The sequence below is a fragment of the Phenylobacterium terrae genome (assembly GCF_042681205.1).
In the GTDB taxonomy this organism is placed as follows: Bacteria; Pseudomonadota; Alphaproteobacteria; order Caulobacterales; family Caulobacteraceae; genus Phenylobacterium; species Phenylobacterium terrae.
Genome location: NZ_JBHUEY010000001.1, coordinates 2,561,591 through 2,585,130 on the forward strand (window position 1 = coordinate 2,561,591; position 23,540 = coordinate 2,585,130).

The window sequence follows — 23,540 nt, forward strand, 5'->3', positions numbered from 1 at the left end:
TCCCCAGGAGCTGTGCCGCCCCGGGACGGGGACGGCGTTCCTGGCGGCCGCGTCGCAAACCAGGCGCCAAGGCTTGCGGCGCCGTTCCGGGGCGGGATAAGCCCGTTCCATGACCTCGCCCTACGATCCGCTGTTCCAGCCGCTGACCTTCGCGCGCGGGCCGGCGATGCAGAACCGCTTCGCGCTGGCGCCGCTCACCAACCTGCAGAGCCATCCCGACGGGCGGCTGTCGGAGGACGAGTTCCGCTGGCTGACGCTGCGGGCCAAGGGCGGCTTCGGCATGACCATGACCTGCGCCGCCCACGTTCAGCGCCAGGGCCAGGGCTTCCCCGGCCAGCTCGGGGTCTGGTCGGACGACCACCTGGAGGGACTGTCGCGCCTGGCTGCGGCGATCCGGGCCGAGGGCAGCCTGGCGGTCGTCCAGCTGCACCACGCGGGCATGCGCTCGCCCAAGGCGCTGATCGGTCAGGCGCCGGTCTGCCCCTCCGACGACGAGAAGACCGAGGCGCGGGCGCTGACCGAGGCCGAGGTCGAACAGCTGATCGAGGACTTCGTCGCCGCGGCGGTGCGGGCGGAGAAGGCCGGCTTCGACGGCGTCGAGCTCCACGGCGCCCACGGCTACATCCTCGCCCAGTTCCTCTCGCCGGAGATCAACCGGCGCACGGACCGGTTCGGCGGCTCGCTCGAGAACCGCGCCAGCGTCGTCTTCCGGATCATCGAGGGGGTGCGGGCCCGCTGCCGCCCCGACTTCTCCCTGGGGCTGCGACTGTCGCCGGAACGATTCGGGCTGAAGCTGGCGGAGATCCGCCAGGTCGCCGCCCAGCTGCTGGCGGGCGGCCAGCTCGACTATCTCGACATGTCGCTCTGGGACGTGATGAAGGAGCCCAACGAGGACGAGTTCAAGGGCCGCAGCCTGATGTCCTGGTTCACCGACCTGGAGCGCGGGGCGACCCGGCTCGGCGTGGCCGGCAAGATCATGCGCCCGGCCGACGCCCTGCACTGCCTGCAGGCCGGCTGCGACTTCGTCTTCGTGGGCCGGGCGGCCATCCTGCACCACGACTACCCGCGCCAGCTGCGGGCCAACGCGTCCTTCCATCCGGCGAGCCTGCCGGTCAGCGCCGACCACCTGCGCAAGGAGGGGCTGGGCGAGGCGTTCGTCGGCTACATGCGCACCTGGGCCGGGTTCGTCGCTGCGGACTAGCCTGCGACAACCTGTTCCTGCCGCAGCGTCAAAACTTTAACGCCTCGCCGTTAGGTCGTTGAGTTCGGGCCATTTTCTTGTGGGCCCGGAGTCGCAGGCGGCGCATGGATTCGACGAGCCATCTGAAGGACAGCTTCGAGCCGACGCGGACGCCGTACCAGCTGACGCTCGCCACTCTGCTCTCCTCGAGAAAGGCCTATTTCGTCGCCGACGTGGTCGCCGGCGTGTGCCTGGCGCTGCTGGGCTCGCCCCTGTTCGGCGCGATCTTCACCGCCCTCAGCCTGTGCTGGAGCCTTTCGGCCAAGCGGCTCTTCGAAGCGTGGCTCGAGACATCCGAAGGCGTCGACTCCGACAAGGGCCTGCGCCGCCTCGGCCTGGCGGTGGGCAGCCATTCGACCTTCTGGGTCGCCGGACCGGTCGGCTACGCCATCGTCACCGGCAGCCCTGGCGGGCTCGCCTACGGCGCTATCACCGCGGTCAGCCTGATCGCGCTGGGCGTCTCGATGGGCTGGGTCTCGAAGTCGGTCTTCTACGCCATGACCGGCCCTGCGGTGATCGCGCTGGCGGTCCTGGCGGCCGTCAACGTTCCGGGGCTGCAGCTTGCCGGGGTGCTGCTCGGCCTCGCCATGCTGGCGCTCACGCTGCTGCTGATCCAGGTCGGCACGGAGAGGGTCGTCACCGAATGGAACACGGCGGAAGAGGAGCGCCGCAGCGCCACGGCCGCCCTCAAGCAGGCGCTCGAGCGTTCCGAGGCGGCCGAGCGGCGGCTCGGCATCGCCATGCAGATCACCGGCCTGCACGTCTACGAGGTGGACTACGCCCACCGCACGCTGTCGAGCCAGGGGGCCGAGTCCGACTTCTACGAAGAGCCGCTGACCTTCGAGAAGATGCGCAAGGACCCCTATTTCATGGTCGACGACGCCCAGCGCGAGGCCGTGAAGGCCGCCTGGATGCGCTACGAAGCCGGAGGCGAGCCCTACCGCGCGGAATACAAGATCAAGCGCTCCGACGGCCGCGAGGTCTGGGCCTACGCCGTGGCGGAGATGTACTGGGAGCCGGGCGGGCGGCCGCAGAGCCTGGTCGGGGCGCTGCAGAACATCACCGAGCGCAAGAAGAACGAGCTGGCGCTGGTGGAGGCGCGGGACCTGGCCGAGGCCGCCAGCCGGGCCAAGAGCGAATTCCTGGCCACCATGAGCCACGAGATCCGCACGCCGATGAACGGGGTGCTGGGCATGGCCCAGGCGATGGCCCGCGACGAGCTCTCGCCGATGCAGCGCAGGCGCCTGGAGGTGATCGCCAAGTCCGGCGAGACCCTGATGGTGCTGCTCAACGACATCCTGGATCTGGCCAAGATCGAAGCTGGACGGCTGGAGCTCGAGGACGGCGAGGTGGACATCGCCCAGGTCGCCCGGGTGGCGCTGGAATCCTTCATGGCCCAGGCCAGCGAGAAGGACCTGATGCTGTCGGTGGACCTGGCGCCTGAAGCCGAGGGCGTGTTCAAGGGCGACCCGACGCGGGTGAGCCAGATCCTCCGCAACCTGGTGTCCAACGCCGTGAAGTTCACCAGCCACGGGGCGGTGGCCGTGCGGATCGAGCGGCCGGGCGACGAACTGGTCCTGAAGGTCTCGGACACCGGCATCGGCATCTCGCCGGAGCAACGGGCCAGGCTGTTCGACGCCTTCGTCCAGGCCGACGCCTCGACCACCCGCCAGTACGGCGGCTCCGGGCTGGGGCTGGCCATCGTCCAGGAACTGGCGCGCAAGATGGGCGGCCGGGTCGACGTGGACAGCGTGGTCGGATCGGGCTCGACCTTCGTCGTAAGGCTGCCGCTGCCCTTCCTTCGACCGACGGCGTCGGAGCGCGCCGCAGGTCCCGCCGCCCAGGACGAGACGCTGCCGCCGCTGCGCGTGCTGGCGGCCGAGGACAATCCGGTCAACCAGCTGGTGCTCAGGACGCTGCTGCACCAGGTGGGGGTGGACCCCACCGTCGTCGGCGACGGCCAGGCGGCGGTCCAGGCCTGGCGCTCCGGCCAGTGGGACCTGATCCTGATGGACGTGCAGATGCCGGTGATGGACGGCCTGACCGCCACATCGCAGATCCGGCGCGCCGAGGCGGAGACGGGCCGCACGCCCACGCCGATCATCGCCCTCACCGCCAACGTGATGGCCCATCAAGTGGCCGAGTACCTGGACGCCGGCATGACCCGCGTGGTGCCCAAGCCGATCGACGCGGCGGCCCTGCTGCGGGCGATCGAGGCGTGCCTCGATGAGGCTCAGGGCTCGAACACGAACTCCAGCTTGAGCCCGTCCGGGTCGGCGAAGAACACCGCGTAGTAGCCCGCGCCGTACTGCGGATAGTCGGCCGGGGCGTCGAGGATGCGCGCGCCCATCCGCTGCAGGATCGCATGGAGGCCGTCGACGTCCTCGCGGCTCTGCGCCCGAAAGGCGACGTGGTGCAGGCCCGGCGAATAGCGGTCGTGCGGCCGGTCGCGGTTCGGGCCCTCGGCCACCTTCAGCCCGATCGAGGGAACCTGCCCCGGCAGGGCGAAGTCGAAGCCGCTGTGGTCCTCGGCGATCTGCCGGTAGCCCATGAACCCCAGGACCTCGGCGTAGAAGCCGCGCGAGGCCCAGGGGTCCTTCACGGTCAGATCCAGGTGATGGATCGAACCGCGCACGGGCGTCAGGCGCCGTAGACGATGCTGATCGTCTCGGCGATGCAGGCGGGCTTTTCCTCGCCCTCGATCTCGATGGTGCACTCGTTCTTGAGCTGCAGGCCGCCGGCCTTGGGCTCGGCGCCGATCAGCTTCTGGCGCAGCCGCACGCGCTTGCCGATCCGGACCATGTTGATGAAGCGGACCTTGTCCGAGCCGTAGTTGATGCCCCGGGTGACGCCCTTGATGGGCAGCATGCCCTGGCCGAGGAAGGGGATCAGCGACAGGGTCAGGTAGCCGTGGGCGATGGGTCCGCCCATCTCGCGGTTGGCCCGCTCCACGTCGACGTGGATCCACTGATGGTCGCCGGTGGCCTCGGCGAACTGGTTGACCCGCTCCTGGGTGATCTCAAGCCAGTCGGAGACGCCGACCTCCTGGCCCACCAGGCCGGGCACGTCTTTGAATTCCACCGGTTGCATCCGCTTGGCTCCTCTGAGAATTGAGGGCTGACGCTCTAGCATGGCGCCGGGGCCGAGCAAGCCGGCTTTGCCTGCGGGGCCGGCGCCCTTAAGAAGGCGCCTCGCCAATGAGGAGCCCATGCAGCGAGCCCTGAGCGTATCCCGGGTCACCGGCAACCGCGGAACCTTCCCCGACTGGTACCAGGCCGTCGTGCGCGAGGCCGACATGGCCGAGGTTTCGCCCACCCGCGGGGCGATGATCATCAAGCCGTGGGGCTACGGCGTCTGGGAGCGCATCCAGCAGACCCTGGACCGGCGCATTCGCGAGACCGGCCACGACAACTGCTACTTCCCGCTGTTCATCCCCTTGGGCTTCTTCGCCAAGGAGGCCGAGCACGTGGAGGGCTTCGCCAAGGAAATGGCGGTGGTCACCCACCACCGGCTGAAGCTGATTGACGGCAAGCTGCAGCCAGATCCCGAGGCCAAGCTGGAGGAGCCGCTGATCGTCAGGCCCACCTCCGAGACCATCATCGGCGACGCCTTCAGCCGCTGGATCCGCAGCCACCGGGACCTGCCGCTGCTGGTCAACCAGTGGGCCAACGTGGTCCGCTGGGAGATGCGCACGCGCCTCTTCCTGCGCACCTCCGAGTTCCTGTGGCAGGAGGGCCATACCGCCCACGCCGACGCGGAGGACGCCCGGGCCGAGACGCTGAAGATCCTGGAGATGTACCGCGAGTTCGCCGAGACCGTGCTCGCCATGCCGGTGATCGCCGGCGAGAAGCCGGAGAACGAGCGGTTCCCCGGGGCCGACAACACCTTCTCCATCGAAGCGATGATGCAGGACGGCAAGGCCCTGCAGGCCGGCACCAGCCACTACCTCGGCACCAGCTTCGCCCAGGCCCAGAACATCCGCTTCCAGGACGATGCGGGCCAGCTCTCCTACTGCCACACCACCAGCTGGGGCGTGTCCACCCGGCTGATCGGCGGGGTGATCATGACCCACGGCGACGACGACGGCCTGCGCCTGCCGCCGGCCATCGCCCCGCGCCAGATCGTCATCGTGCCGATGCTGCGCGACAAGCCCGAGGACGCCCAGGTGCTGGAGTACGGCCAGGCGCTGGTGAAGGCCCTGCAGGAGCGGTTCGCGCTCGGCGAGCCGATCCGCGCCCTGCTCGACACCAAGGCCCAGCGCTCGGCCGACAAGCGGTGGAACTGGGTGCGCCGGGGCGCCCCGATCATCGTCGAGCTCGGCCCCCGCGACGCCGCCGGCGGCCAGGTCACCTTCATGCGCCGCGACCGCCTGCGGGACGGCGACAAGGTGCAGAGCCAGGCGATGACGCGCGAGGCCTTCCTTGAGGCGGCGCCGGCCCTGCTCGCCGAGATCCAGCAGGCCCTCTACGACGAGGCCAAGGCGCGCCTGGACGGGAACATCCGCTCGGACATCGTCACCTTCGACGAGCTCGCCGAGTACTTCGGCGCGCCGGTGGACGAGGACGAAGGCGGCGCCTTCAAAGGCTGGGTCCGCGCGGCCTGGTCGCGGCCGACGGGCGCGGAGCTCGACGCGGTGGAAGAGCGTCTCAAGGCGCTGAAGCTCACCCTGCGCAACGCCCCCATGGACCAGCCGCAGACCTGCGGGACCTGCCTCTTCACCGGCAAGCCCGGCGTGGAGGAGATCCTGATCGGGCGGGCTTACTGAAGACCTCCGTCGCCGGAGTCTACCTCCCCCGCGAAGCGGCGGGAGGGGGACCGCCCGCCGAAGCCGGCGAAGGCCGGCTGAAGAGCGGGGGGGTGGAGGGGGCGAGCCCCACACTCCACCTCTCAGCCCCGCCCTGGCATCGCGCCGCGCCGGCTGTTCGAACGCTCGCGCCTGCGGCCTGCCCCCTCCACCAGTCGCTCTTCGCTGCGCTCGGCGACTGGTCCCCCTCCCGCCGCTGCGCGGGGGAGGTAGGAGCAACGGAGGGAGAGGTCAATTTTCACACGATCCGGCTGTCCTTGTTGCCCCAGTAGGCGTCGCGGATGAGGCGCTTGTAGAGCTTGCCGGTCGGATGCCTCGGCAGCTCCTCCATGAAGTCGATCACCCGCGGCGTCTTCACGTGGGAAAGCTGGCTGCGCAGGAAGGCGGTGAGTTCGGCGGCGAGCTCGGGGCCGGCGGCCTTGGGCTCCAGGGGCTGGACGACGGCCACGACCTTCTCGCCCATCTCCTCGTCGGGGGCGCCGACCACGGCGGCGTCGGCGACCTTGGGGTGGGTGACCAGCAGGTTCTCGATCTCCTGCGGATAGATGTTCACCCCGCCGGAGATGATCATGAAGCTCTTGCGGTCGGTCAGGTAGAGGTAGCCCTCCTCGTCGACCCAGCCGACGTCGCCCAGGGTGGTCCAGCCGTACTTGTTGGTGCCCTCTTTCACCTTCTCCGGAGCGTTGTGGTAGCTCAGCGCCGGGCCGTTGGCGAAGTAGACGACGCCCTCGGTGCGCGGGGGCAGGGGCTCGCCGTCCTCGCCGCAGATGCGCACCTCGGCGATCACCGCCCGGCCGACGGAGCCCTTGTGGGCCAGCCATTCCTGCGAGGAGATGTAGCAGAAGCCGTTGCCCTCGGTGCCGGCGTAGTACTCGTGGATGATCGGGCCCCACCAGGCGATCATCTGCTCCTTCACCGGGATCGGGCAGGGGGCGGCGGCGTGCACCGCCGAGACCATCGAGGAGACGTCGTACTTGTTGCGGACGTCCTCCGGCAGCTTGAGCATCCGCACGAAGTGGGTCGGCACGAACTGGCCGCAGTCGCAGCGGTACTTCTCGATCGCCGCCAGCACGCCCTCGGGATCGAACTTCTCCAGCACCACGACCGTGCCGCCCATCCGGTGGATGCTCATCGACCAGCGCAGCGGGGCGGCGTGGTAGAGCGGCGCCGGCGAGATGTAGGTCGGGACCTCCGGGAACTGGAACATCGCCCGGGCCATGGTCGAGATGCCGTTGGGGGCGTCGATCGGCTGGCCGGTCAGCGGCGGCTTGACGCCCTTGGGCCGGCCTGTGGTGCCCGAGGAGTAGAGCATGTCCGAGCCGGCCACCTCGTCGTCGATCGGCGTCGCCGGCATCGCCGCCCGGGCCGTCTCGAAGCTCTCGTAGGGGGCCCGCGCCTCGCCGACCATGAACAGCCGCACGCCCGGCAGCAGGGGCGGCAGCTCGTCCAGCACCGGCCCGACGCCCGGCGAGGCGATCAGCGCCTTCGCCCCGCAGTCGCCCATGATGTACTCGATCTCGCCGGCCGTGAGCTTTGACGAGATGCAGGCGTAGTAGAGCCCCGACCTCTGGGCCGCCCAGGCGACCTCGTAGAAGCGCGGGTTGTTGTCCATCAGGATGGCGATCACGTCGCCGGGCTTCAGGCCCATGGACCGGAAGAGCTGCGCGCCCTGGTTCGAGCGCGCCTCCAGCTCGCCGTAGGTCACCGTCTCGCCGGTGGCGGCCATGATGTAGGCGGGGCGGTCGGGCGCGGTCGCAGCGTGGACCTTCGGGTGCATGGCGTTTCCAGGGTAGAGTTATCGTTGTTAAGGCAGCCATTGCGGGGCCGCGGGGCCGCGCCGTCAAGGGCGCCGCAGGGTCACCAGCCTCAACGACCGGTTAACGAGGCCGTGGTCTGATCCTGCGGGACGATGACCCAGGCCGCCGCCGCACCGGAATTCGACGACAGCCTCGGCGAGGCGGGCGCCGCCACGCCGGCCTTCCGCGCCCGGCACGCCCTGCTGCGCCGCCTGGCCGACGTGGTCTGCCTGCCGAGCTCGCGGGTGAACGCCTTCGAGCGGGCGATGACCGCGGACCTGCTGGTCGACATGCTGCGCGAGGCCCAGACCCACGAGAAGCTGCGGGTGTCGCGGCGCCTCGCCAGCCTCACCGAGCCGCCGACCACCCTCGTCAGGCTGCTGCTGAAGGCCGAGTTCGAGGTCGCCGAGCCGCTGCTGCGCGAGTGCCCCCACCTGAACGAGAGCGACCTCGTCGACTGCGCGCGCAACGCCGGCCTGGACCACCGCCGGCTGATCGCCGCCCGCCGCGGCCTGGGCGAGCTGGTCGCCGACGCCCTCATCGAGCACGGCGAGCCGCCGGTGCTCGAGAGCCTGCTGAAGAACGACACCGCCCGGCTGTCCTACGCGGGGATCGAGGGCATCGTCGCCCTGACCCGCAACGACCCGCGGCTTCTCCCCTATCTGCTGAAGCGGCCGGAGCTGCGGCCCGCCCACGCCTATGTGCTGTTCTGGTGGGCGGATTCCGAGGCCCGGCGCACCATCCTCCAGCGCTTCGCCGTGTCCCGCGAGGTGCTGCAGGACGCGGTCGGCGACATCTTCTCCATGGCCGCGGAGGAGGGCTGGCAGGACCCGCTCTCCCGCAAGGCGCTGCAGTTCATCGAGCGGCGCCAGCGCAACCGCGCGGCCATCGAGAAGAGCCCCTTCGAGAGCCTGGAGGCGGCGATCGCCGCCGGCCAGGCGGGCCTGACCCGGGACGTGGCCGAGGAGATCTCCTACCTGGCCGGCCTGAAGCCGATGACCGGCCTGAAGATCATGTCCGACTCCGGCGGCGAGCCGCTGGCCATCCTGTGCAAGGCCACCGGCCTGCCCAAGGCGGCCGTGCGCGCCCTTTGGCGGGGGCTGCGCCGGCCCGAGACGGACGCCTCCGGCGCCCTCGTCCCGGCGCTGGAGCGGGTGCTGATCACCTACGACATGATCGCCGTCGATCGGGCCCAGACCGTGCTCCGTTACTGGAACTGGTCGCTGTCCTCGGCCCTGACGCCGGCCCTGCTCAAGGCGATCGAGGAAGGGGACGAGGCGGCCCTGGACGAGTACTCGGTGCCGCAACGCACGGCGATGTTGGCCTTGTCCAAGGAGTTCGGGCGCTAACCGACGCCGCTTCAATGCAGCCGCGAGGCGAGCTAGTGCTGTCAGCCCGCGGAATCAGCCAAGTTTTCCAGAGCTTTTGTTCAATTGGTCGGCGCTCAATAGAGCCGAGTTGTTATTCGGCCTTGTGCTTGGGCAATCACGCCTATAATGACCTGGAACCTACTCGGTGAATCAGTTCACCCCCATTGGGCGCGCCGGCGCGCATAAGGACAAGAAGAATGGACCAGAAGTCGGAAGTCATCGAGATGACGGCGGATATCGTTTCCGCCTACGTGGGCAACAATTCTGTTTCCGCCGCCGAGCTGCCCAACCTGATCCAGAGCGTGCACCGGGCGCTGGCGGGCATCTCGACCGGCGGTGAAGTGGTGGAGACGGCGCCGAAAGAACCGGCCGTGCCGATCCGCCGCTCGATCACGCCCGATTACCTCGTCTGCCTCGAGGACGGCCGCAAGTTCAAGTCGCTGAAGCGCCACCTGCGCACCAAGTACAACATGAGCCCCGAGGAATACCGGGCCAAGTGGGGCCTGCCGAAGGACTATCCGATGGTCGCCCCCAACTACGCCAAGGCCCGCTCGGACCTGGCCAAGCAGATGGGCCTCGGCCAAGGCGGCCGCCAGGCGGCCCGCAAGAAGCGCTAGCAGACGACGACTTCGCCCGTTCGCGGGCGCCGGCTCCGGACAATTCGCGGGCGCCGGCTCCGGACAAGGTGACAGGTAGGCGCTGCGCGCCAACCCGTCACCGAAGGGCCTTGGTGACTGGTCGCCCGACGGGCTACCTGTCACCCCCAGGGGCGCCGCCCCTGTCTCATTTTCGCACGCCCAGCCAAATCTTCGCCGCAAAGGCGGACTTTCGACTTGCCGCCGATTCGCGCATGAGGCGATATGTGATTCGTCGTTGATTCCAATCTGTTGTTAAGGAATCTGAAGATGGCGGCCCACATCGGAGCCCCAGCAGCTGCAGCCCGAGCTCACGAAGAGCTGTTCGCCTATTGGGCGGGCCTGCGGAGCGCTGGACGGTTGCCCGGACGCGACGACATCCATCCCAAGGACTTCAAGCGCCTGCTCCCGACGGTGACGCTGACCGACGTGGTGGGCGACCCGCCCGAGTTCCGCCTGCGCCTGGCGGGCACCGGCCTCTACAGCGTCTACGGCCGCGAGATCACCGGCCGGCGGTTGGAGGACATCTACAATACCGCCGCCGCCGAATACTGGCGGGGCGAGCTCTCCAAGGTCGTCGCCGAGCGCCGTCCGGCCGTCGGCGTGCACAGCCTCGCCTGGCGCGGGGCCGGCCACCTGTCGATCCTGTGGCTGCGCCTGCCGCTGGCGTCCAACGGCCGGGACGTGGACATGATCCTCGGCTACGACGCCGTCGTCGGCATGCAGAGCGAGGCCGGCGCGACCGGCATCCGGGCGGCCTAGGCGGCGGCCAGGGCCTCGGCGTCCCGGCGGATCCGCGCGGCCATCGCCGCCAACCCGTTCGACCGCTGCGAGGAAAGGGCGCCCGACAGCCCCAGGGCGTCGAACGCCGCCTTCGGATCGAAGGCCACGATCTCGTCGGGCCTCCGGCCCGAGAACAGCCGGAGCAGGATGGCGATCAGCCCGCGCACGATGTGGGCGTCCGAATCGCCGCGGAAGCCGACGGTGCCGTCGCTCTTCGGCTCGGTGACCAGCCACACCTGGCTGGCGCAGCCGCGCACCTTGTTGGCCTCGTTGCGCTCGGCGTCGGTGAGCGGGGCGAGCTCGCGGCCGAGCTCGATGACATAGCGGTAGCGCTCCTCCCAGTCGCCCAACAGGTCGAACTCGGCGGCCAGGTCGTTCAGCTGGTCTTGAATGGCGCTCATCGGTCAGTCGCGACTTAGGGGGCCGCAGGGCCTGGCGCAACCTGGACTTCAGGCGGCGGGCAGCCGCACGCTCGCGGTCAGGCCCTCGTCCGGACCGCTGGACAGGCTCAGCGCCCCGCCCATCGCCCGGCAGAGCAGGGCCGCGGTCGGCAGGGCCAGGCTCAGCGCGCCCCGTCCGGCGCCGCCGTCTCCCGCCTCGGGCTTCTCGAACGGCCGAAGCAGGCGGGGCAGGTCGTCCGGGTGCACCGGCAGGCCGGCGTCGCGGACCACGATCTCGGCCTCGCCGCCGACGGTCCGGATCACGACCTGGACCTCGGCCTCGGCGGGCGAGGCGGCCAGGGCGTTGCCGACCAGGGACTCCAGCACGCTGCGCAGGCCGCGCGGGTCGGCGAAGGCGGCGGCCGCGTCGCCCTCGCGGTCGATGCGCACCCGTCCCTCGGCGCGGAGCTGCTCGACCACCTCCTCGAGCGCCGGGCCGAGCGGCTCGGGCCGCGGCTCCAGATCGCTGAGGCCGCCCTCGAGCCTGGCCAGTTCCAGCAGCTGGTTGATCAGTTGCAGCAGCTTGTGGCCGCTGTCGCGGACGATCTCGGCGTATTCCTTGTACTGCGGCGCGCCCAGCGGGCCGTAGAGCTCTCCGGCCAGGATCTCCGAGAAGCCCAGGATCGAGTTGAGCGGGGTCCGCAGCTCATGGCTCATCAGGCGCAGGAAGGCGCGCTTCTGATCTTCGGTGGCCGCCGCCGCCGGGGCGGCCTGGAGCATCCGCAGTTCGGCCAAGGGCCGGGCCGGATCGGCCATGAGGGAAGGACCTTCTGCCCCTGAACGAGCCGGCGCAGCATGGCGTGTGGCGCTTACGATTTGGTTTCGCTGGGGTTTGACCCGCCCGTCGCGCGAGACGCGAGCGCACTCGCACGGGCGGCCCCGGGCGGCTAAGCTCAGGCGACTTCCATCAGATGCGAATCTGCGAATAGGGCCCTTGTCGATCCAGACCCCTGCCACCTCCCAGCCGGCCCGACCGCCCGCGCAGGACGCGCGGCGTGCGCGCGCCGTCACGGGCTGGTCGGCGGGCTGGCTGGCGGCGGTGGCCGCGGCCGCGGCGGGGCTGTGGATCGGGCGGGCCGAGGTGACGCCGCTGAGCTGGCTGGCGCTGGCGGTGGGCGCGGCGCCGGCCCTGGTCGGCCTGCTGGTCGCGCGCCGGCCGGGGGCGGGCGTGGCGCTGGTGCTGGCCTGGGCGGCCTGCGCGGTGGGCTCCAGCCTGCTGACCGGCGGCCTTACCGGTCCGCTCGCCTTCTGGTGCCTGGCCCCTCTGGCCGCGGCGGCGGCCACCGGCGAGGTGCGGCTGGCCGCGCTGGGCGGGGCGGCGGCGCTGATCGCCGCGGGTCTGGCGGCGATGGCCGCCATCTCCCTGCCGCCGACGCCGATCGCCAACTGGACCGACTACTGGCTGCGGCTGCTGTCCATCGCCAGCCTGGCGGGCGGCCTGGCGGCCGGCGTGGTGCTGCTGCAGCGGCGCCAGACGCACGATGTCCGCCGCGGCCGGGCCGCCGAGGTGCGGATGGAGCGGCTCCTGGCCGAGCAGCCGTTCGTGCTGGTCACCCTGGACGCCGAGGGCCGCGTCCAGTCGGCCTACGGCCCGACGGCGCCGGGGCTCGATCCCGAGCATCTGCCGGGCCGGCGGCTGGCCGAAACCACCGACACGGAGCAGGCGGCGGTCATCGAGGCGGCGATCCGCAAGGCGCTGGCCGACGGGGAGGCCGAGGCGCGGTTCACGCCCGCTGGCGCCGACCAGCCGGTGGCCCTGGTGCTGCGCCGGGCCGCGGCGCGGCGGCTGGTGGGCGCCCTGCGCTCCGCCGCCTGGCAGATCGGCCGCGAGGCCGAGCTCGAGGAGGCCCGCGCCCAGGCCGAGGCCCGCAACGCGGGCAAGTCCCGCTTCCTGGCCAACATGAGCCACGAGCTGCGCACGCCGCTGAACGCCATCATGGGCTTCTCGGACATCATGCGCGCCCGGCTGTTCGGCCCGATGAGCGACAAGTACGCCGAGTACGCCGAGCTGATCCACGAGTCCGGCGGCCACCTCCTGGACCTCATCAACGACGTCCTCGACATGTCTAAGATCGAGGCCGAGCGGTTCGAGCTGGCCCGCGAGGAGTTCGACGCCCGCGAGGCGGTGAGCGCCGTGCTGCGGCTGATGCGCGGCCAGGCCGACCGGGCGCGGATCCAGCTGCGCGGGGTGCTGCCGAAGGAGCCGCTGATGGTCGACGCCGACCGGCGCGCCCTGAAGCAGATCACCCTCAACCTGATCTCCAACGCCCTGCGGTTCACTCCGGCCGAGGGCCAGGTCACCGTCGCCCTGCACGAGGTCGGCGAGGCCATGGAGCTGGTGGTCAGCGACACCGGCGCCGGCATCGGTCCGGAAGACCTGAAGCGGATCGGTCGGCCCTACGAACAGGCCGGCGACGCCAACGCCCGGGCCGGCGGCACCGGCCTTGGCCTGTCGCTGGTCCGCGCCTTCGCCGAACTGCACGGCGGCGAGATGATCATCGAGAGCCGAGTCGGCGAGGGCACCCAGGTGACCGTCAGCCTGCCGGTCCTCCTGCGCGAGACCCCCGTCCCGGCCCCCGTCGCCCCCGTCGAAAGCCAGGCGACGATCCACTAGGGAACTCCGCCCCGCGGCGGCGCTCCGCCCGACAGGCGGCAATTCGAACACGAAGACCACGAAGGATACGAAGGACACGAAGGAATCTTCGTGTTCCATCTGGCCTCATCGCGCCGTCGACTGGTCGCGGCGCCGACGCGCGCCGGGGCGTCTTCGTGCTCTTCGTGTCCTTCGTGGTCTTCGTGTCGAATTATCTGCTTAGGCACATGCAGGATGTTCGCCGCTTCGCGGCGGGCGCGGCGTCAGCGCTGGGCGAGGGTGAGGAACTGGCGGCCGGCGGCGAAGTCGCCGACTTCGATGTAGGCGCGCAGGGTCTCGGGCGATCCGGAGAACAGGAACTCCACGGCCACCGCCTCGCGCGGATCCAGGCCGGCCAGCGCGCCGGCGGCCTCGGCCGGGAAGCGGAAGGCCCAGCCGCGCTTCATGCCGGCGGGCGCCAGCGCCTCGGGCGCGGCCTCGCGGGCCTCGGCGGGGAAGCTCTTGAGGGCGTGGCCCGACGGCATCCGACGGGACAGGGGCACGGTGGCGCCGGCGCGGGTCCCGCGGCGGTCGAGCACAGGGCCGGAGGTGCGGCGCACGTCCCGCATCACCAGCCGGGCGGCGTAGGGCCGGCGCCCGTTCGGGAACTCGGCGACGGCGAGCAGCGCCTCGGCGCCCTCACGCCCGGCCAGGCCGAACACCGCCGGTCGCCCGCCGATCGCCGTCGTCTGGGCCAGGCGCCAGCGGGGCCGGGCGCTGAGGCCCCGGTCGGCGCGCCAGTCGCCCACCTCGCCGCGATAGGTCATCCGCTCGATGCGGGCATAGGCCTCGTAGGCGCTGCGTACGCGCGCGGCGGCGGCGCGGATCTGCGGGGCGTCGCAGGGAAGGGCGGCGGCGCGGCGCCGGGCGTCGGCCTGGGCGGCGGCGACCTGGGCGGCCGAGGCGCCGGCGCGCAGCGCGTCGCCCCGGGCCTGGGCCTGACCGGCTTCGAGCGTTGCGGCGACCTGCGGCTCGAAGAGGCCGCAGCGCGCGTTCGCCGCGCTCATCAGGGCGCGTTCGGACAAGATGTCGAGGGGAGCTGCGGACGCGGCGCCGGCCACGGCCGTCGTCAACGCCATCGCGCCCGCCAGGGCTGCGGCGCGCGCTTGGCGCGGGCTCGTCATCGGCCGATCATTTCCCCTATGGTCGTTCTCGACCGTCACGGACAGCCTTACCGGCCCGGCGTTTCCGTTCGGTTGACGATGTTCCAGCCAAAGGACGGCGATGCTGCTTTCGACCGACGTCTGGGTGGCGGCCCTGATCCGCCGGGCCGAGCTGGGCGGCGCCTTCGCCGTGGTCGCGCGCAAGGGCGACCCGCGGGCCGGCGCGGTGATCGTCAAGGTGCTCAACCGCTCCGACAACACCGCCCGGCTCTACGCCGAGGCCACCCGCGGCGACGGCGAGCGCGTGTGGATGCGCCCGGCCGCCTCAGAAGATGAGCCGGACCTCGACCGTTACCTGGAGCGGGCCATCCGCATCGACCCGGACCTGTGGGTGGTGGAGATCGAGGACAAGCAGGGCCGCCACTTCCTGACCGAGCCGGTGGAGCAGGGTTAGCGGGCCGGAAACCGCCCTTGGAAGCGGCTCGGAAACCCAACTGGGTAACAAAGGGCCATGCTCTTCCTCCTCAACGACGCGGTGATCAGCACGGCGACGGTCAATCTGGCCAAGGACGGCATGGGCGCGCAGGTCGCCGGGCTGTCGATCGACGCGGTCGTGCGGCTGGGGCGGGAGATGTTCGCCGCCAATCCGACCCTGCACCGCGTCCGGCCCGACAAGGCCCAGCGGCTGGCCGCCCTGATCCATCTCAAGGCGCCGGACGTGAACGCGGCCTGGTTCAGCGCGCCCCGCCCCGGCTGCGCGCCGGCGGAGGTGAAGACCAAGTTCGCCAGCCTGGCCGTCGACGTGATGGCCGACCTCTACCGCCGCCAGCGCGACGGGGAGCTGGATGCCGACGCGGTGGAGCGCGCCATCTGGCGCCGCGTCGCCGCCTGAGGCGCGCCCGGAACGCCCCGCGCCAGGGGGTGTTCTCCCGGGCATGGCGCTCGCCGACCTGCCGATCCCCCTCGACCTGCCGCCCATGGAGGCCAAGCTGGTCGACGACGTGCCCGAGGGCCCAGGCTGGTGGTTCGAGCCCAAGTGGGACGGCTTCCGATGCCTGGCCTTCCGCGACGGCGGCGAGGTGGAGCTGAAATCCAAGTCCGGCAAGCCGCTGACCCGCTATTTCCCCGAGGTGGCCGCCGCGCTCGCCGCCCTGCCGGTGACGCGCTTCGTCGTCGACGGCGAGCTGACCATCGCGGTCGGCGGCGAGATGTCGTTCGACGCCCTGCAGATGCGGCTGCACCCGGCCGAAAGCCGCATCCGCAAGCTGGCCGGCGAGACGCCGGCGGGCCTGGTGCTGTTCGACTGCCTGGTGGACGGGAAGGGCCGCTCGCTGCTGAAGGCGCCGCTGCACGAGCGCCGGGCGGCGCTGGAGGCCCTGATCGCCCGGTTCGGCGGGGACGCCGACGTGCGGCTCTCGCCGGGCACGGAGGATCCCCGAACCGCCTGCGCCTGGCTCGACCAGGTGGGCGCCGCCCTTGACGGGGTGATCGCCAAGCGGCTGGAGGGGCCCTACGAGCCCGGCGAGCGGGCGATGCTGAAGATCAAGCGGCTGCGCAGCGCCGACTGCGTGGTGGGCGGCTTCCGCTACGAGCAGGCCTCCCGGCAGGTGGGCTCGCTGCTGCTCGGCCTCTATGACGAGAAGGGCCTGCTGCACCACGTGGGCTTCACCTCGACCATCCCGCGGGCGGAGCGGCCGGCGCTGACGAGGCGGCTGGAGGCGCTCGCCGAGCCGCCCGGCTTCACCGGCTCCGCCCCCGGCGGGCCGAGCCGCTGGAGCAACGAGCGCTCCACCGAGTGGACGCCGCTGAAGCCCGAGCTGGTCGTGGAGGTCCGCTACGACCACGTCACCGGCGAGCGCTTCCGCCACGGGACCAAGCTGCTCCGCTGGCGCCCCGACAAGGCGCCGCGCCAATGCACCTTCGACCAGCTGACGCCGCCGGCGAGCGCCGAGGAACTGGTGAAGCAGCTGTCGGCGGCGTGACGACCTCGTCTCCGCGGAGCCTCGCCGCGGGGGGAGAGGAGAGCATGCGGCCACCGGCGGGTTTGCTTAAGGGGGCGGGGCGGGCTAAGCGCGCACCCCATGAGCTCCAACTCCCCGGCCGCCGAGGCCGCGCGCCGGCGCACCTTCGCGATCATCTCCCACCCCGACGCCGGCAAGACCACCCTGACCGAGAACCTGCTGCTGGCCGGCGGGGCCATCCGCGCGGCCGGTCAGGTGCGGGCGCGCGGCGAGAACCGCCGCACCCGGTCCGACTGGATGAAGATCGAGCGCGAGCGGGGCATCTCCGTCTCGGCGAGCGTGATGACGTTCGACCACGACGGGCTGATGTTCAACCTGCTGGACACCCCGGGCCACGAGGACTTCTCGGAAGACACCTACCGCACCCTGACGGCCGCCGACGCGGCGGTGATGGTGCTGGACGCGGCCAAGGGCATCGAGCCCCAGACCCTGAAGCTGTTCGAGGTTTGCCGCCTGCGCGACATCCCGATCGTCACCTTCATCAACAAGATGGACCGGGAGGCCCAGGACCCCTTCGCCCTGCTGGACGAGATCGCCTCCAAGCTGGCGCTGGATCCGGCGCCGCTCTACTGGCCGGCCGGCTCGGGCGGGCGATTCAAGGGCATGCTGGACCTTCGGCGCAACCGCTTCCTGCCGTTCGCCAAGCCGTCGGCCGACGGCCACGGCCATCCGGGTCCGGTCGCCTTCCAGAGCAACGCCATCGTCACCCACCTGGACCCCGACGAGCAGGGCGAGCTGGAGGAGGGGGCGATGCTGGTGCAGGAGGCGGCCAAGCCGTTCGATCCGCAGTCCTTCCTGGAAGGCCACATGACCCCGGTCTTCTTCGGCTCGGCCCTGCGCCACTTCGGCGTCGACCAGCTGCTGGAGGGCCTGGGCGCCTACGCGCCGCCCCCGAAGGCCGTTGCGGCGGCCCGCGGCGGGGAGGGGACCCACATCGCCCCAGGCGAGAAGGAGGTCACCGGCTTCGTGTTCAAGGTCCAGGCGAACATGGACCCCAACCACCGCGACCGGATCGCCTTCCTGAAGCTGTGCTCGGGCCGGTTCACCCGGGGCATGAAGCTGAAGGTGCAGAACACCGGCCGGCAGCTGTCGGTGAACGCTCCGGTGATGTTCTTCGCCTCCGATCGCGAGCTGGCCGAGGACGCCTTCGCGGGCGACGTGATCGGCATCCCCAACCACGGCGTGCTGCGGGTCGGCGACAGCCTGTCGGAGACCGGGACCGTGCGGTTCGCGGGCCTGCCGAACTTCGCGCCCGAGATCCTGCAGCGGGTGCGGGTGAAGGACCCGCTCAAGGCCAAGCACCTGAAGAAGGCGCTTGAGGGGCTGGCCGAGGAGGGCGTCACCCAGCTGTTCCGCCCGCAGATGGGAGCCGACTTCATCGTCGGCGCCGTCGGCCAGCTGCAGTTCGAGGTCATGGCCGACCGCCTGGCCAACGAATACGCCCTGGAGGTGATCTTCGAGCCGTCCCCCTACGCCGAGGCCCGCTGGCTGGGCGGCGAGAAGGCCGACCTCGAGGACTTCATGGGCAAGCACCGCAGCGCCATGGCGACCGACATCGACGAACAGCCGGTGTTCCTCGCCAAGTCCGCCTGGGAGATCGGCTACGTCTCCGAACGCTATCCCAAGGTCCGCTTCGAGCGCACGAAAGAGCGGGCGTAAGACCTCAGACCGTCATCCCGGCGGGAAGCCCGCGCAGCGGGCTGGAGAGCCGGGACCCAGAGTCCGCGCGCCGTTTGCTGGGTCCCGGATCGGCCCTTCAGGCCGTCCGAGGTGACGTTGCTTGCGGGGGCCGTTAACCCTGCAAGACTCCGGCCAGTCCCGGTCACGAAACCATCAACAATTCTTTATCCTTCGTTAACCACGACTTTATGGTTAACGACTTGTTAAAGGCCAGCGGCTCCGGCTTTGCTCATCGAGGGCTGAGCTTCCTGAGGACGTCCCGCGGTGGGACGGCGCAGGGTTACCGGAGTTGGGGCATGTTCGAGTTCGGGCGTGAGCTGAAGCGGCTGTTCGGAGCCGAGGGGATCAGGCCCGTGCGGGACGGCCTGACCGGCGGCGACCAGGCCCTTCTGGAGCTGCTCGAGCTTTCCCTGCTGCGCAACGAGGGCAAGGCCGCCGACGTGGCCGCCGGCCGGGTGGGGGCCCGCGACCGCGCCCAGCGTCTCCTCGAGGCGGCGATCGTCTGGCGCGAGATCGCCCGCCGCTCGGGCGAGGCCGTGGCCCTGCGCAAGGCCGCCGCCACCGCCGAGGCCGCCGCCGAAGCCTTCGACAAGTCCCGCCGGCCGGACGGCTGGGCCCGGGCCCGCTGCGAGCAGGGCTACTGTGCGCTGCTGGGCGCCGAGCTGTTCGGCGACGAGGGGCTGAACGCCGCCGCCGAAGTCGCCTTCCGCGAGGCCCGCAAGGCCAGCCGCGGGGGCCTGGCCGCCCCGCTCGCCGACGCCGCCCTGGGGCTGATCGAGGGTCGCCGCCGCCTCGCCACGGGCGACGCCGACGCCGCCCGTCAGTTCGCCGCCCGCCTCGCCCAGCCGATCGACGCGCTGCAGGCGCTGGTCCGCCGCTGCCCGCCCGCGCGGCTGCTGGCCGCCGAGGCCCGCCTGGCCCGCGCCGACCTGCTCTCGGCCTGGGGCGCTCGCCTGAAGGACGAGGACCTCGTCCAGGCCGCCCGCGACGAGGCCGCCGACGTGGCCGAGACCATGGACCTGGCGTACGAGCCGCTCACCTGGGCCCGCGCCACGCTGGCCCACGCCCAGGCCGCCACCCTGCTCGGCGAGATCACCGGCGCGCCCGACCTGTTCGCCGCCAGCGTCAGCGAGCTGGCCGACGTGCTCGACCAGCTGCCCCGCGACCACAGCCCGCTGGACTGGGCCCGGACCCAGGTGGCTCTCGCCCAGGCGCTGCAGGCCCTGGCCGAAGAGAGCGCCAGCGATCGCGCCTACGAACAGGCGATCACCGGCTACGACCGGGCGCTGGTCGCCCTGAAGCGCGCGCCTTCGCTCGCCGTGCGCGCGGCCGCCGCCAGCAACCGCGCCCTGTGCCTGGCGCGTCTGGCCGAACTGACCGGCGACATGGCCGTGCTCGACGCCGCCGAGAGCGCCTTCAAGATCGAGCTGTCCCGCCTGCAGGCCCGAAAGGACCCGGTGGGCTGGGCCCTCGTGCAGCTGAACCTGGCCCGCATCTACGAGGCCCGCACCGAGATCACCCGCAAGGACCGTGGCGAGCGCGCCGCCGCCGCGGTGGCGCTGAACGCCGCGTTCGACGTGTTCACCGAAGAGGGGCTGCGCTCCCTGAGCGTGCTCGCGCTCGAGGCGCTGGAGCGGCTCCGCGCCGGGGCCGCGACCACGCGTCCCGCGCACTAGCGCAAGCGCGACTGCTCAACTGCAAGCGACCGCCGGGACGCCCTAAGCGGCCGCGACGTCGCCCGTGGTGCGGCGCATGCGCCAAAAGCGGATGGTCCGCTGGGCGGCCTCCACCGGCAGCGTCTCGTAGAGTTCGCCGTACTCGCGCGCCCGGCCCATGGCGTTGGCGTCGCGGTCGAGGATCAGCACCGCGAAGGTGAGGAACAGCGAGCGGTCGAAGCCGGCCGCCTTGCAGACGATCGACAGGGCGTCCAGCTCACGCTTCTCCAGGATCCGGCGGGCGGTCTGGAAGTCGATGCCGGCCATGTCGGAGAGGGCCACCAGGAACTTGGTGGTTTCGCGGTTGCGCAGGAAGCCGGCCAGCACCGGCGGGGTGACTGCGCCGCGGACGCGCAGCGAGCGGATCGCCTTCTCGGCCTCGGCGTAATCGGGCGGCAGCGAGCCGTGACGGGTGGCGACCGCCTTTCGGCCGGCGGCCAGGGCGGCCTCCAGCGCGGCCGGGTCCATCTCGGCGTTGCGCTCCAGGATCTTGTCCCGCAGCCGCGCCTCGACGACGAAGTACATCTCGTTCAGCAGGTCGGGCGGCAGGCTCTGGCGGCCGACCACGGCCTCGTGCAGGTCGGGGTTCTCGGCGGCCCGGTCGACGACGATCTCGTGCGCCTCGCGGGACAGTTCGGCTCCCTCGTTGCGCAGCAGCACGCCCAGGGTCTGGTCGTCGCCGCGCTCGACGATGGCTTCGGTCACCGCCTGGGAGACGGTCTCGCGCTGGGAGATGGCCCGCAGGTGCTCCTGGCCGCGGGTGCGGGCCACGGCCAGCAGGTCGTCCTCGGTCAGGGCGTTGGAGCCGGCCAGCACCGGCTGGGCGACGGCGATCGACTGGTCGCGGGCCAGGTCGCGCAGCAGGCCCAGCGGCGGGGCCTCGGCCTGGGCCATGCGCCCGGCCAGCTCGACGCGGACGGCCTCCTCCATCTCGCTCGACAGCTGCGAGAGGATGTCATCGAACAGGTCCATCTCCTGGCCGTTGCGCTCGGCCTCGGTGGTGAAGAACAGGTCCGTCACGTTGCGCAGCAGTTCGCGCCGGCGCTCGCTGGACTCTTCCTTCGCCAGGTCGATCAGGTCGTGCAGCTTGGTGCGTTGCATGCGGGTCGTCTCAGAACAGGCGGGCGTCGACGGCGGGCTTGCGGGCCGGGGCCTCGTCCGTCTCGGCCTCGGCGGGCGCGTCGGGCGGGCCGATCAGCACGTAGCTGGTCCGCGACGGGGTGGCCGGCACGACGTCGGGCGCCATGCCGTATTCCCGGTGGAGCGAATAGAGCCGGCTGGGCGCGGCGCCCTGCTGGCGGGGTTCCGGCGGGGGCGGGGCCTGGGCCAGGCGCGGGGCGGGCGGCGGCGGAGCCGTCGCGGGCGTGTCGTAGAGGCTCTGCGGCAGCGGGTCGGCGGACCAGTCGGCCATGGCGCCGGCGGGCACGGGGGGCGGTTGCGGCGCGGCCGCCGCGACGGGGGCCGGCGCCGGCGCGGCGGCGCGGAACTCACGGGCGAGCCGTTGAGGCTCGGGACGGGCGGCGAGCTGGGCGGGGGCGGGCTGGGGCGCCTGCGGGGCGGCCTTGCCGGCCCAGCCGAGCAGCCGGCCCTCGTAGGGGCGCGCCTGCGGGGCGGTCGCCTTGCGCGGCGGCCCATAGCGGTCCTGCACCGGTTCGGCGGCCGCGGAACCCGCGCAGGCGAGCACGACGAAGGCGAGGGCAAGTCGCATGGCCGCGACTGTGCCGCACCCGACTTAACCTTGACCTAACGCCCGCGCCACCACTTCAGGCCGGCCCGCTCCAGCGCCTCGAAGAGGGCGTAGAGCGCCGCGCCGAGCAGGCCGAGGGCCAACAGCGCCGCCAGCATCCGCGCGGTCTGCAGCCGGTGGCTGGCGTCGAGGATCCGCCAGGCCAGCCCCTGGGCCGAGCCGGAGCCGGCGACGAACTCGGCCACCACCGCGCCCACGATCGCCAGGCCCGCGGCCACCTTGTGGCCCTCCAGCAGGAAGGGCAGGGCCGACGGCAGCCGAAGCCGCAGGAGTCGCGCGCCGCGGCCGGCGCCATAGAGGTCGAACAGCCGCTCCAGGTCCGGGTCGGCCGACCGCAGGCCCGTCACCGCGCCGGAGAAGATCGGGAAGAAGGCCACCACAGCCGCCAGCGCCACGATGGCCCGCTCGGGATGGTCGATGCCGGCCCAGATGTTGACCAGCGGGGCGATGGCGATGACCGGCGTCACCTGCAGCGCCACCGCCAGCGGCCGCAGGGCGCGGTGCACCGTCGGGCTGAGGGCGGCCCCGAGCGCGGCGAGCTGGGCGGCCAGGCTGGCGACCACCAGCGCCTGCAGCGCCATGGCCAGGGTGTTCCAGGCCGAGGCCAAGAGGCCCTTCCAGTCGGCCGCGAGGGCCTCGCCCACGGCGCTGGGCGGCGGCAGCACATAGGAGGGCACGGAGAGGGCGCGGCAGGCGATCTCCCAGGCGCCCAGCAGGGCGGCGATCAGCACGATGGGCGCGAGGGCGGCGGCCAGGCGTCTCATGCCGCGGCCATCCCTTGCGCAAGGGCGGCTGAGACCTGCTCGACGCTCTCGCGGAACTCCGGGGTGGTGCGGAATCCCGGCGGGCGGGGCAGGGCGGCGGGGCTGGCCACGTCGGCCAGCGTGCGGCCGGGGCCGGGGCTCATCACCACCACGCGCGAGGCCATGTAGACCGCCTCCTCGACATTGTGGGTCACGAAGACGGTGGCCGGACCGGCTTCGCGCCAGAGGGCCAGGACGTCGTCGGCCAGCGCCCGGCGGGTGATCTCGTCGAGAGCCGCGAAGGGCTCGTCGAGCAGCAGCAGCCGGGGCGAGGTGACCAGCGCCCGGGCCAGCGAGACCCGCATCGCCATCCCGCCGGAGAGCTGGGCCGGCCGGGCCGCCTCACGGCCGGCGAGCCCCACCCGCGCCAGGGCGCTGGCGGCCCGCTCCCGCGCCTCGCGCCGGGTAAGGCCGGACAGTTCCAGCGGCAGGGCGACGTTGGCCGCGGCGCTCAGCCAGGGGGCGAGGGTGGGCGCCTGGAACACCACCGCCGTCTCGCCCGGCGCCGCGTCGCGGCGGACTTCGCCCCGCTGCGGCGCCTCGAGCCCGGCCAGCAGCCTCAGCGCCGTGGACTTGCCGCAGCCGGAGGGACCCACCAGCGCGACGATCTCGCCCGCCGCCAGCGACAGGCTGAACGGTCCGAGCGCGGCGCGCCCGCCGTAAGAGACCTCCACCTCGTCGAGCTCTGCGATCATCCTTTCCTCCCTCGAGGGGCGGGGGAGGGGGAGCGACTACTCCGTCCCCTTCCTCTCCCATTCATGGGAGAGGGGG

The 23,540-nt window shown here is 71.8% G+C and carries 22 protein-coding genes; 12 read left to right on the forward strand and 10 right to left on the reverse strand.

What is annotated here, in order from left to right; genetic code table 11:
• Window positions 1-109 precede the first annotated feature (109 nt).
• Both ACFSC0_RS12845 and ACFSC0_RS12850 read left to right on the forward strand, forming a co-directional pair.
• A complete protein-coding gene (locus ACFSC0_RS12845) occupies window positions 110-1,201 on the forward strand; it encodes an NADH:flavin oxidoreductase (RefSeq protein WP_377283762.1) in 1,092 nt (363 codons plus the stop codon).
• A gap of 104 nt (window positions 1,202-1,305) precedes the next feature.
• Entirely contained in the window at window positions 1,306-3,534 is a 2,229-nt protein-coding gene (locus ACFSC0_RS12850) for an ATP-binding protein (RefSeq protein WP_377283761.1), read from the forward strand.
• Here the strand turns inward: ACFSC0_RS12850 and ACFSC0_RS12855 are convergent.
• Together ACFSC0_RS12855 and ACFSC0_RS12860 are read right to left on the reverse strand one after the other, a co-directional pair.
• Window positions 3,474-3,875, reverse strand: a complete 402-nt coding sequence (locus ACFSC0_RS12855) for a VOC family protein (RefSeq protein ID WP_377355157.1) — start codon at window positions 3,873-3,875, stop codon at window positions 3,474-3,476. The genes ACFSC0_RS12850 and ACFSC0_RS12855 overlap by 61 nt on opposite strands.
• A gap of 5 nt (window positions 3,876-3,880) precedes the next feature.
• The gene (locus ACFSC0_RS12860; RefSeq protein ID WP_377283759.1) at window positions 3,881-4,330 is read right to left on the reverse strand and encodes a MaoC family dehydratase; all 450 of its coding nucleotides are present in this window, start codon (window positions 4,328-4,330) and stop codon (window positions 3,881-3,883) included.
• A 118-nt stretch (window positions 4,331-4,448) separates the two neighbouring features.
• Here ACFSC0_RS12860 and ACFSC0_RS12865 point away from each other — a divergent pair, with 118 nt between their 5' ends.
• Window positions 4,449-6,005: an aminoacyl--tRNA ligase-related protein gene (locus ACFSC0_RS12865; protein ID WP_377283758.1), complete on the forward strand. Its 1,557-nt coding sequence runs from the start codon at window positions 4,449-4,451 to the stop codon at window positions 6,003-6,005.
• 277 nt (window positions 6,006-6,282) lie between these two features.
• Here ACFSC0_RS12865 and ACFSC0_RS12870 read toward each other — a convergent pair whose 3' ends face one another.
• Window positions 6,283-7,821: an acyl-CoA synthetase gene (locus ACFSC0_RS12870; RefSeq protein ID WP_377283757.1), complete on the reverse strand. Its 1,539-nt coding sequence runs from the start codon at window positions 7,819-7,821 to the stop codon at window positions 6,283-6,285.
• Window positions 7,822-7,953: 132 nt separating this feature from the next.
• On the opposite strand from ACFSC0_RS12870, the gene ACFSC0_RS12875 reads away from it, so the two are divergent.
• The 3 genes from ACFSC0_RS12875 (at window position 7,954) to mopJ (ending at window position 10,607) form a co-directional block, all read left to right on the forward strand.
• Window positions 7,954-9,189 (forward strand): DUF2336 domain-containing protein, encoded by a 1,236-nt coding sequence (locus tag ACFSC0_RS12875; RefSeq protein WP_377283756.1) that lies wholly within the window; start codon window positions 7,954-7,956, stop codon window positions 9,187-9,189.
• A 218-nt stretch (window positions 9,190-9,407) separates the two neighbouring features.
• Entirely contained in the window at window positions 9,408-9,827 is a 420-nt protein-coding gene (locus ACFSC0_RS12880; RefSeq protein ID WP_377283755.1) for a Ros/MucR family transcriptional regulator, read from the forward strand.
• Window positions 9,828-10,115: 288 nt separating this feature from the next.
• Window positions 10,116-10,607, forward strand: coding sequence for a motility/cell cycle regulatory protein MopJ (mopJ, locus tag ACFSC0_RS12885; protein WP_377283754.1), 492 nt, complete (start codon window positions 10,116-10,118; stop codon window positions 10,605-10,607).
• On the opposite strand, the gene ACFSC0_RS12890 is transcribed toward mopJ, so the two are convergent.
• Complete coding sequence (locus ACFSC0_RS12890; protein ID WP_377283753.1) at window positions 10,604-11,029, reverse strand: SufE family protein; 426 nt, start codon at window positions 11,027-11,029, stop codon at window positions 10,604-10,606. The two genes, mopJ and ACFSC0_RS12890, sit on opposite strands and share 4 nt — an antisense overlap.
• Window positions 11,030-11,077: 48 nt before the next feature.
• Window positions 11,078-11,824 (reverse strand): sensor histidine kinase, encoded by a 747-nt coding sequence (locus tag ACFSC0_RS12895; protein ID WP_377283752.1) that lies wholly within the window; start codon window positions 11,822-11,824, stop codon window positions 11,078-11,080.
• A 178-nt stretch (window positions 11,825-12,002) separates the two neighbouring features.
• Here ACFSC0_RS12895 and ACFSC0_RS12900 point away from each other — a divergent pair, with 178 nt between their 5' ends.
• Window positions 12,003-13,682, forward strand: a complete 1,680-nt coding sequence (locus ACFSC0_RS12900; RefSeq protein WP_377283751.1) for a sensor histidine kinase — start codon at window positions 12,003-12,005, stop codon at window positions 13,680-13,682.
• A gap of 242 nt (window positions 13,683-13,924) precedes the next feature.
• Here the strand turns inward: ACFSC0_RS12900 and ACFSC0_RS12905 are convergent, their stop codons facing one another.
• Window positions 13,925-14,779 (reverse strand): hypothetical protein, encoded by an 855-nt coding sequence (locus ACFSC0_RS12905; RefSeq protein ID WP_377283750.1) that lies wholly within the window; start codon window positions 14,777-14,779, stop codon window positions 13,925-13,927.
• A 145-nt stretch (window positions 14,780-14,924) separates the two neighbouring features.
• Here ACFSC0_RS12905 and ACFSC0_RS12910 point away from each other — a divergent pair, with 145 nt between their 5' ends.
• The 5 genes from ACFSC0_RS12910 (at window position 14,925) to ACFSC0_RS12930 (ending at window position 20,180) form a co-directional block, all read left to right on the forward strand.
• Complete coding sequence (locus ACFSC0_RS12910; protein WP_377283749.1) at window positions 14,925-15,257, forward strand: DUF1491 family protein; 333 nt, start codon at window positions 14,925-14,927, stop codon at window positions 15,255-15,257.
• 57 nt (window positions 15,258-15,314) lie between these two features.
• A complete protein-coding gene (locus tag ACFSC0_RS12915) occupies window positions 15,315-15,695 on the forward strand; it encodes a hypothetical protein (RefSeq protein WP_377283748.1) in 381 nt (126 codons plus the stop codon).
• 43 nt (window positions 15,696-15,738) lie between these two features.
• The gene (locus ACFSC0_RS12920) at window positions 15,739-16,785 is read left to right on the forward strand and encodes an ATP-dependent DNA ligase (protein WP_377283747.1); all 1,047 of its coding nucleotides are present in this window, start codon (window positions 15,739-15,741) and stop codon (window positions 16,783-16,785) included.
• Between the two features lie 99 nt (window positions 16,786-16,884).
• Window positions 16,885-18,483: a peptide chain release factor 3 gene (locus ACFSC0_RS12925; RefSeq protein ID WP_377283746.1), complete on the forward strand. Its 1,599-nt coding sequence runs from the start codon at window positions 16,885-16,887 to the stop codon at window positions 18,481-18,483.
• A 317-nt stretch (window positions 18,484-18,800) separates the two neighbouring features.
• Window positions 18,801-20,180 carry a hypothetical protein gene (locus ACFSC0_RS12930; protein WP_377283745.1) on the forward strand — a complete coding sequence of 460 codons (1,380 nt, stop codon included), beginning with the start codon at window positions 18,801-18,803 and terminating at the stop codon, window positions 20,178-20,180.
• Window positions 20,181-20,222: 42 nt separating this feature from the next.
• Here ACFSC0_RS12930 and ACFSC0_RS12935 read toward each other — a convergent pair whose 3' ends face one another.
• Genes ACFSC0_RS12935 through ACFSC0_RS12950 form a run of 4 tightly spaced genes read right to left on the reverse strand, consistent with a single transcriptional unit; the run spans window position 20,223 to window position 23,464 of the window.
• Complete coding sequence (locus ACFSC0_RS12935) at window positions 20,223-21,320, reverse strand: DUF2336 domain-containing protein (RefSeq protein ID WP_377283744.1); 1,098 nt, start codon at window positions 21,318-21,320, stop codon at window positions 20,223-20,225.
• 10 nt (window positions 21,321-21,330) lie between these two features.
• Window positions 21,331-21,927 (reverse strand): hypothetical protein, encoded by a 597-nt coding sequence (locus ACFSC0_RS12940; protein WP_377355158.1) that lies wholly within the window; start codon window positions 21,925-21,927, stop codon window positions 21,331-21,333.
• A gap of 35 nt (window positions 21,928-21,962) precedes the next feature.
• A complete protein-coding gene (locus ACFSC0_RS12945) occupies window positions 21,963-22,721 on the reverse strand; it encodes an ABC transporter permease (RefSeq protein ID WP_377283965.1) in 759 nt (252 codons plus the stop codon).
• A gap of 5 nt (window positions 22,722-22,726) precedes the next feature.
• The gene (locus tag ACFSC0_RS12950; RefSeq protein ID WP_377283742.1) at window positions 22,727-23,464 is read right to left on the reverse strand and encodes an ABC transporter ATP-binding protein; all 738 of its coding nucleotides are present in this window, start codon (window positions 23,462-23,464) and stop codon (window positions 22,727-22,729) included.
• Between the last annotated feature and the right edge of the window lie 76 nt (window positions 23,465-23,540).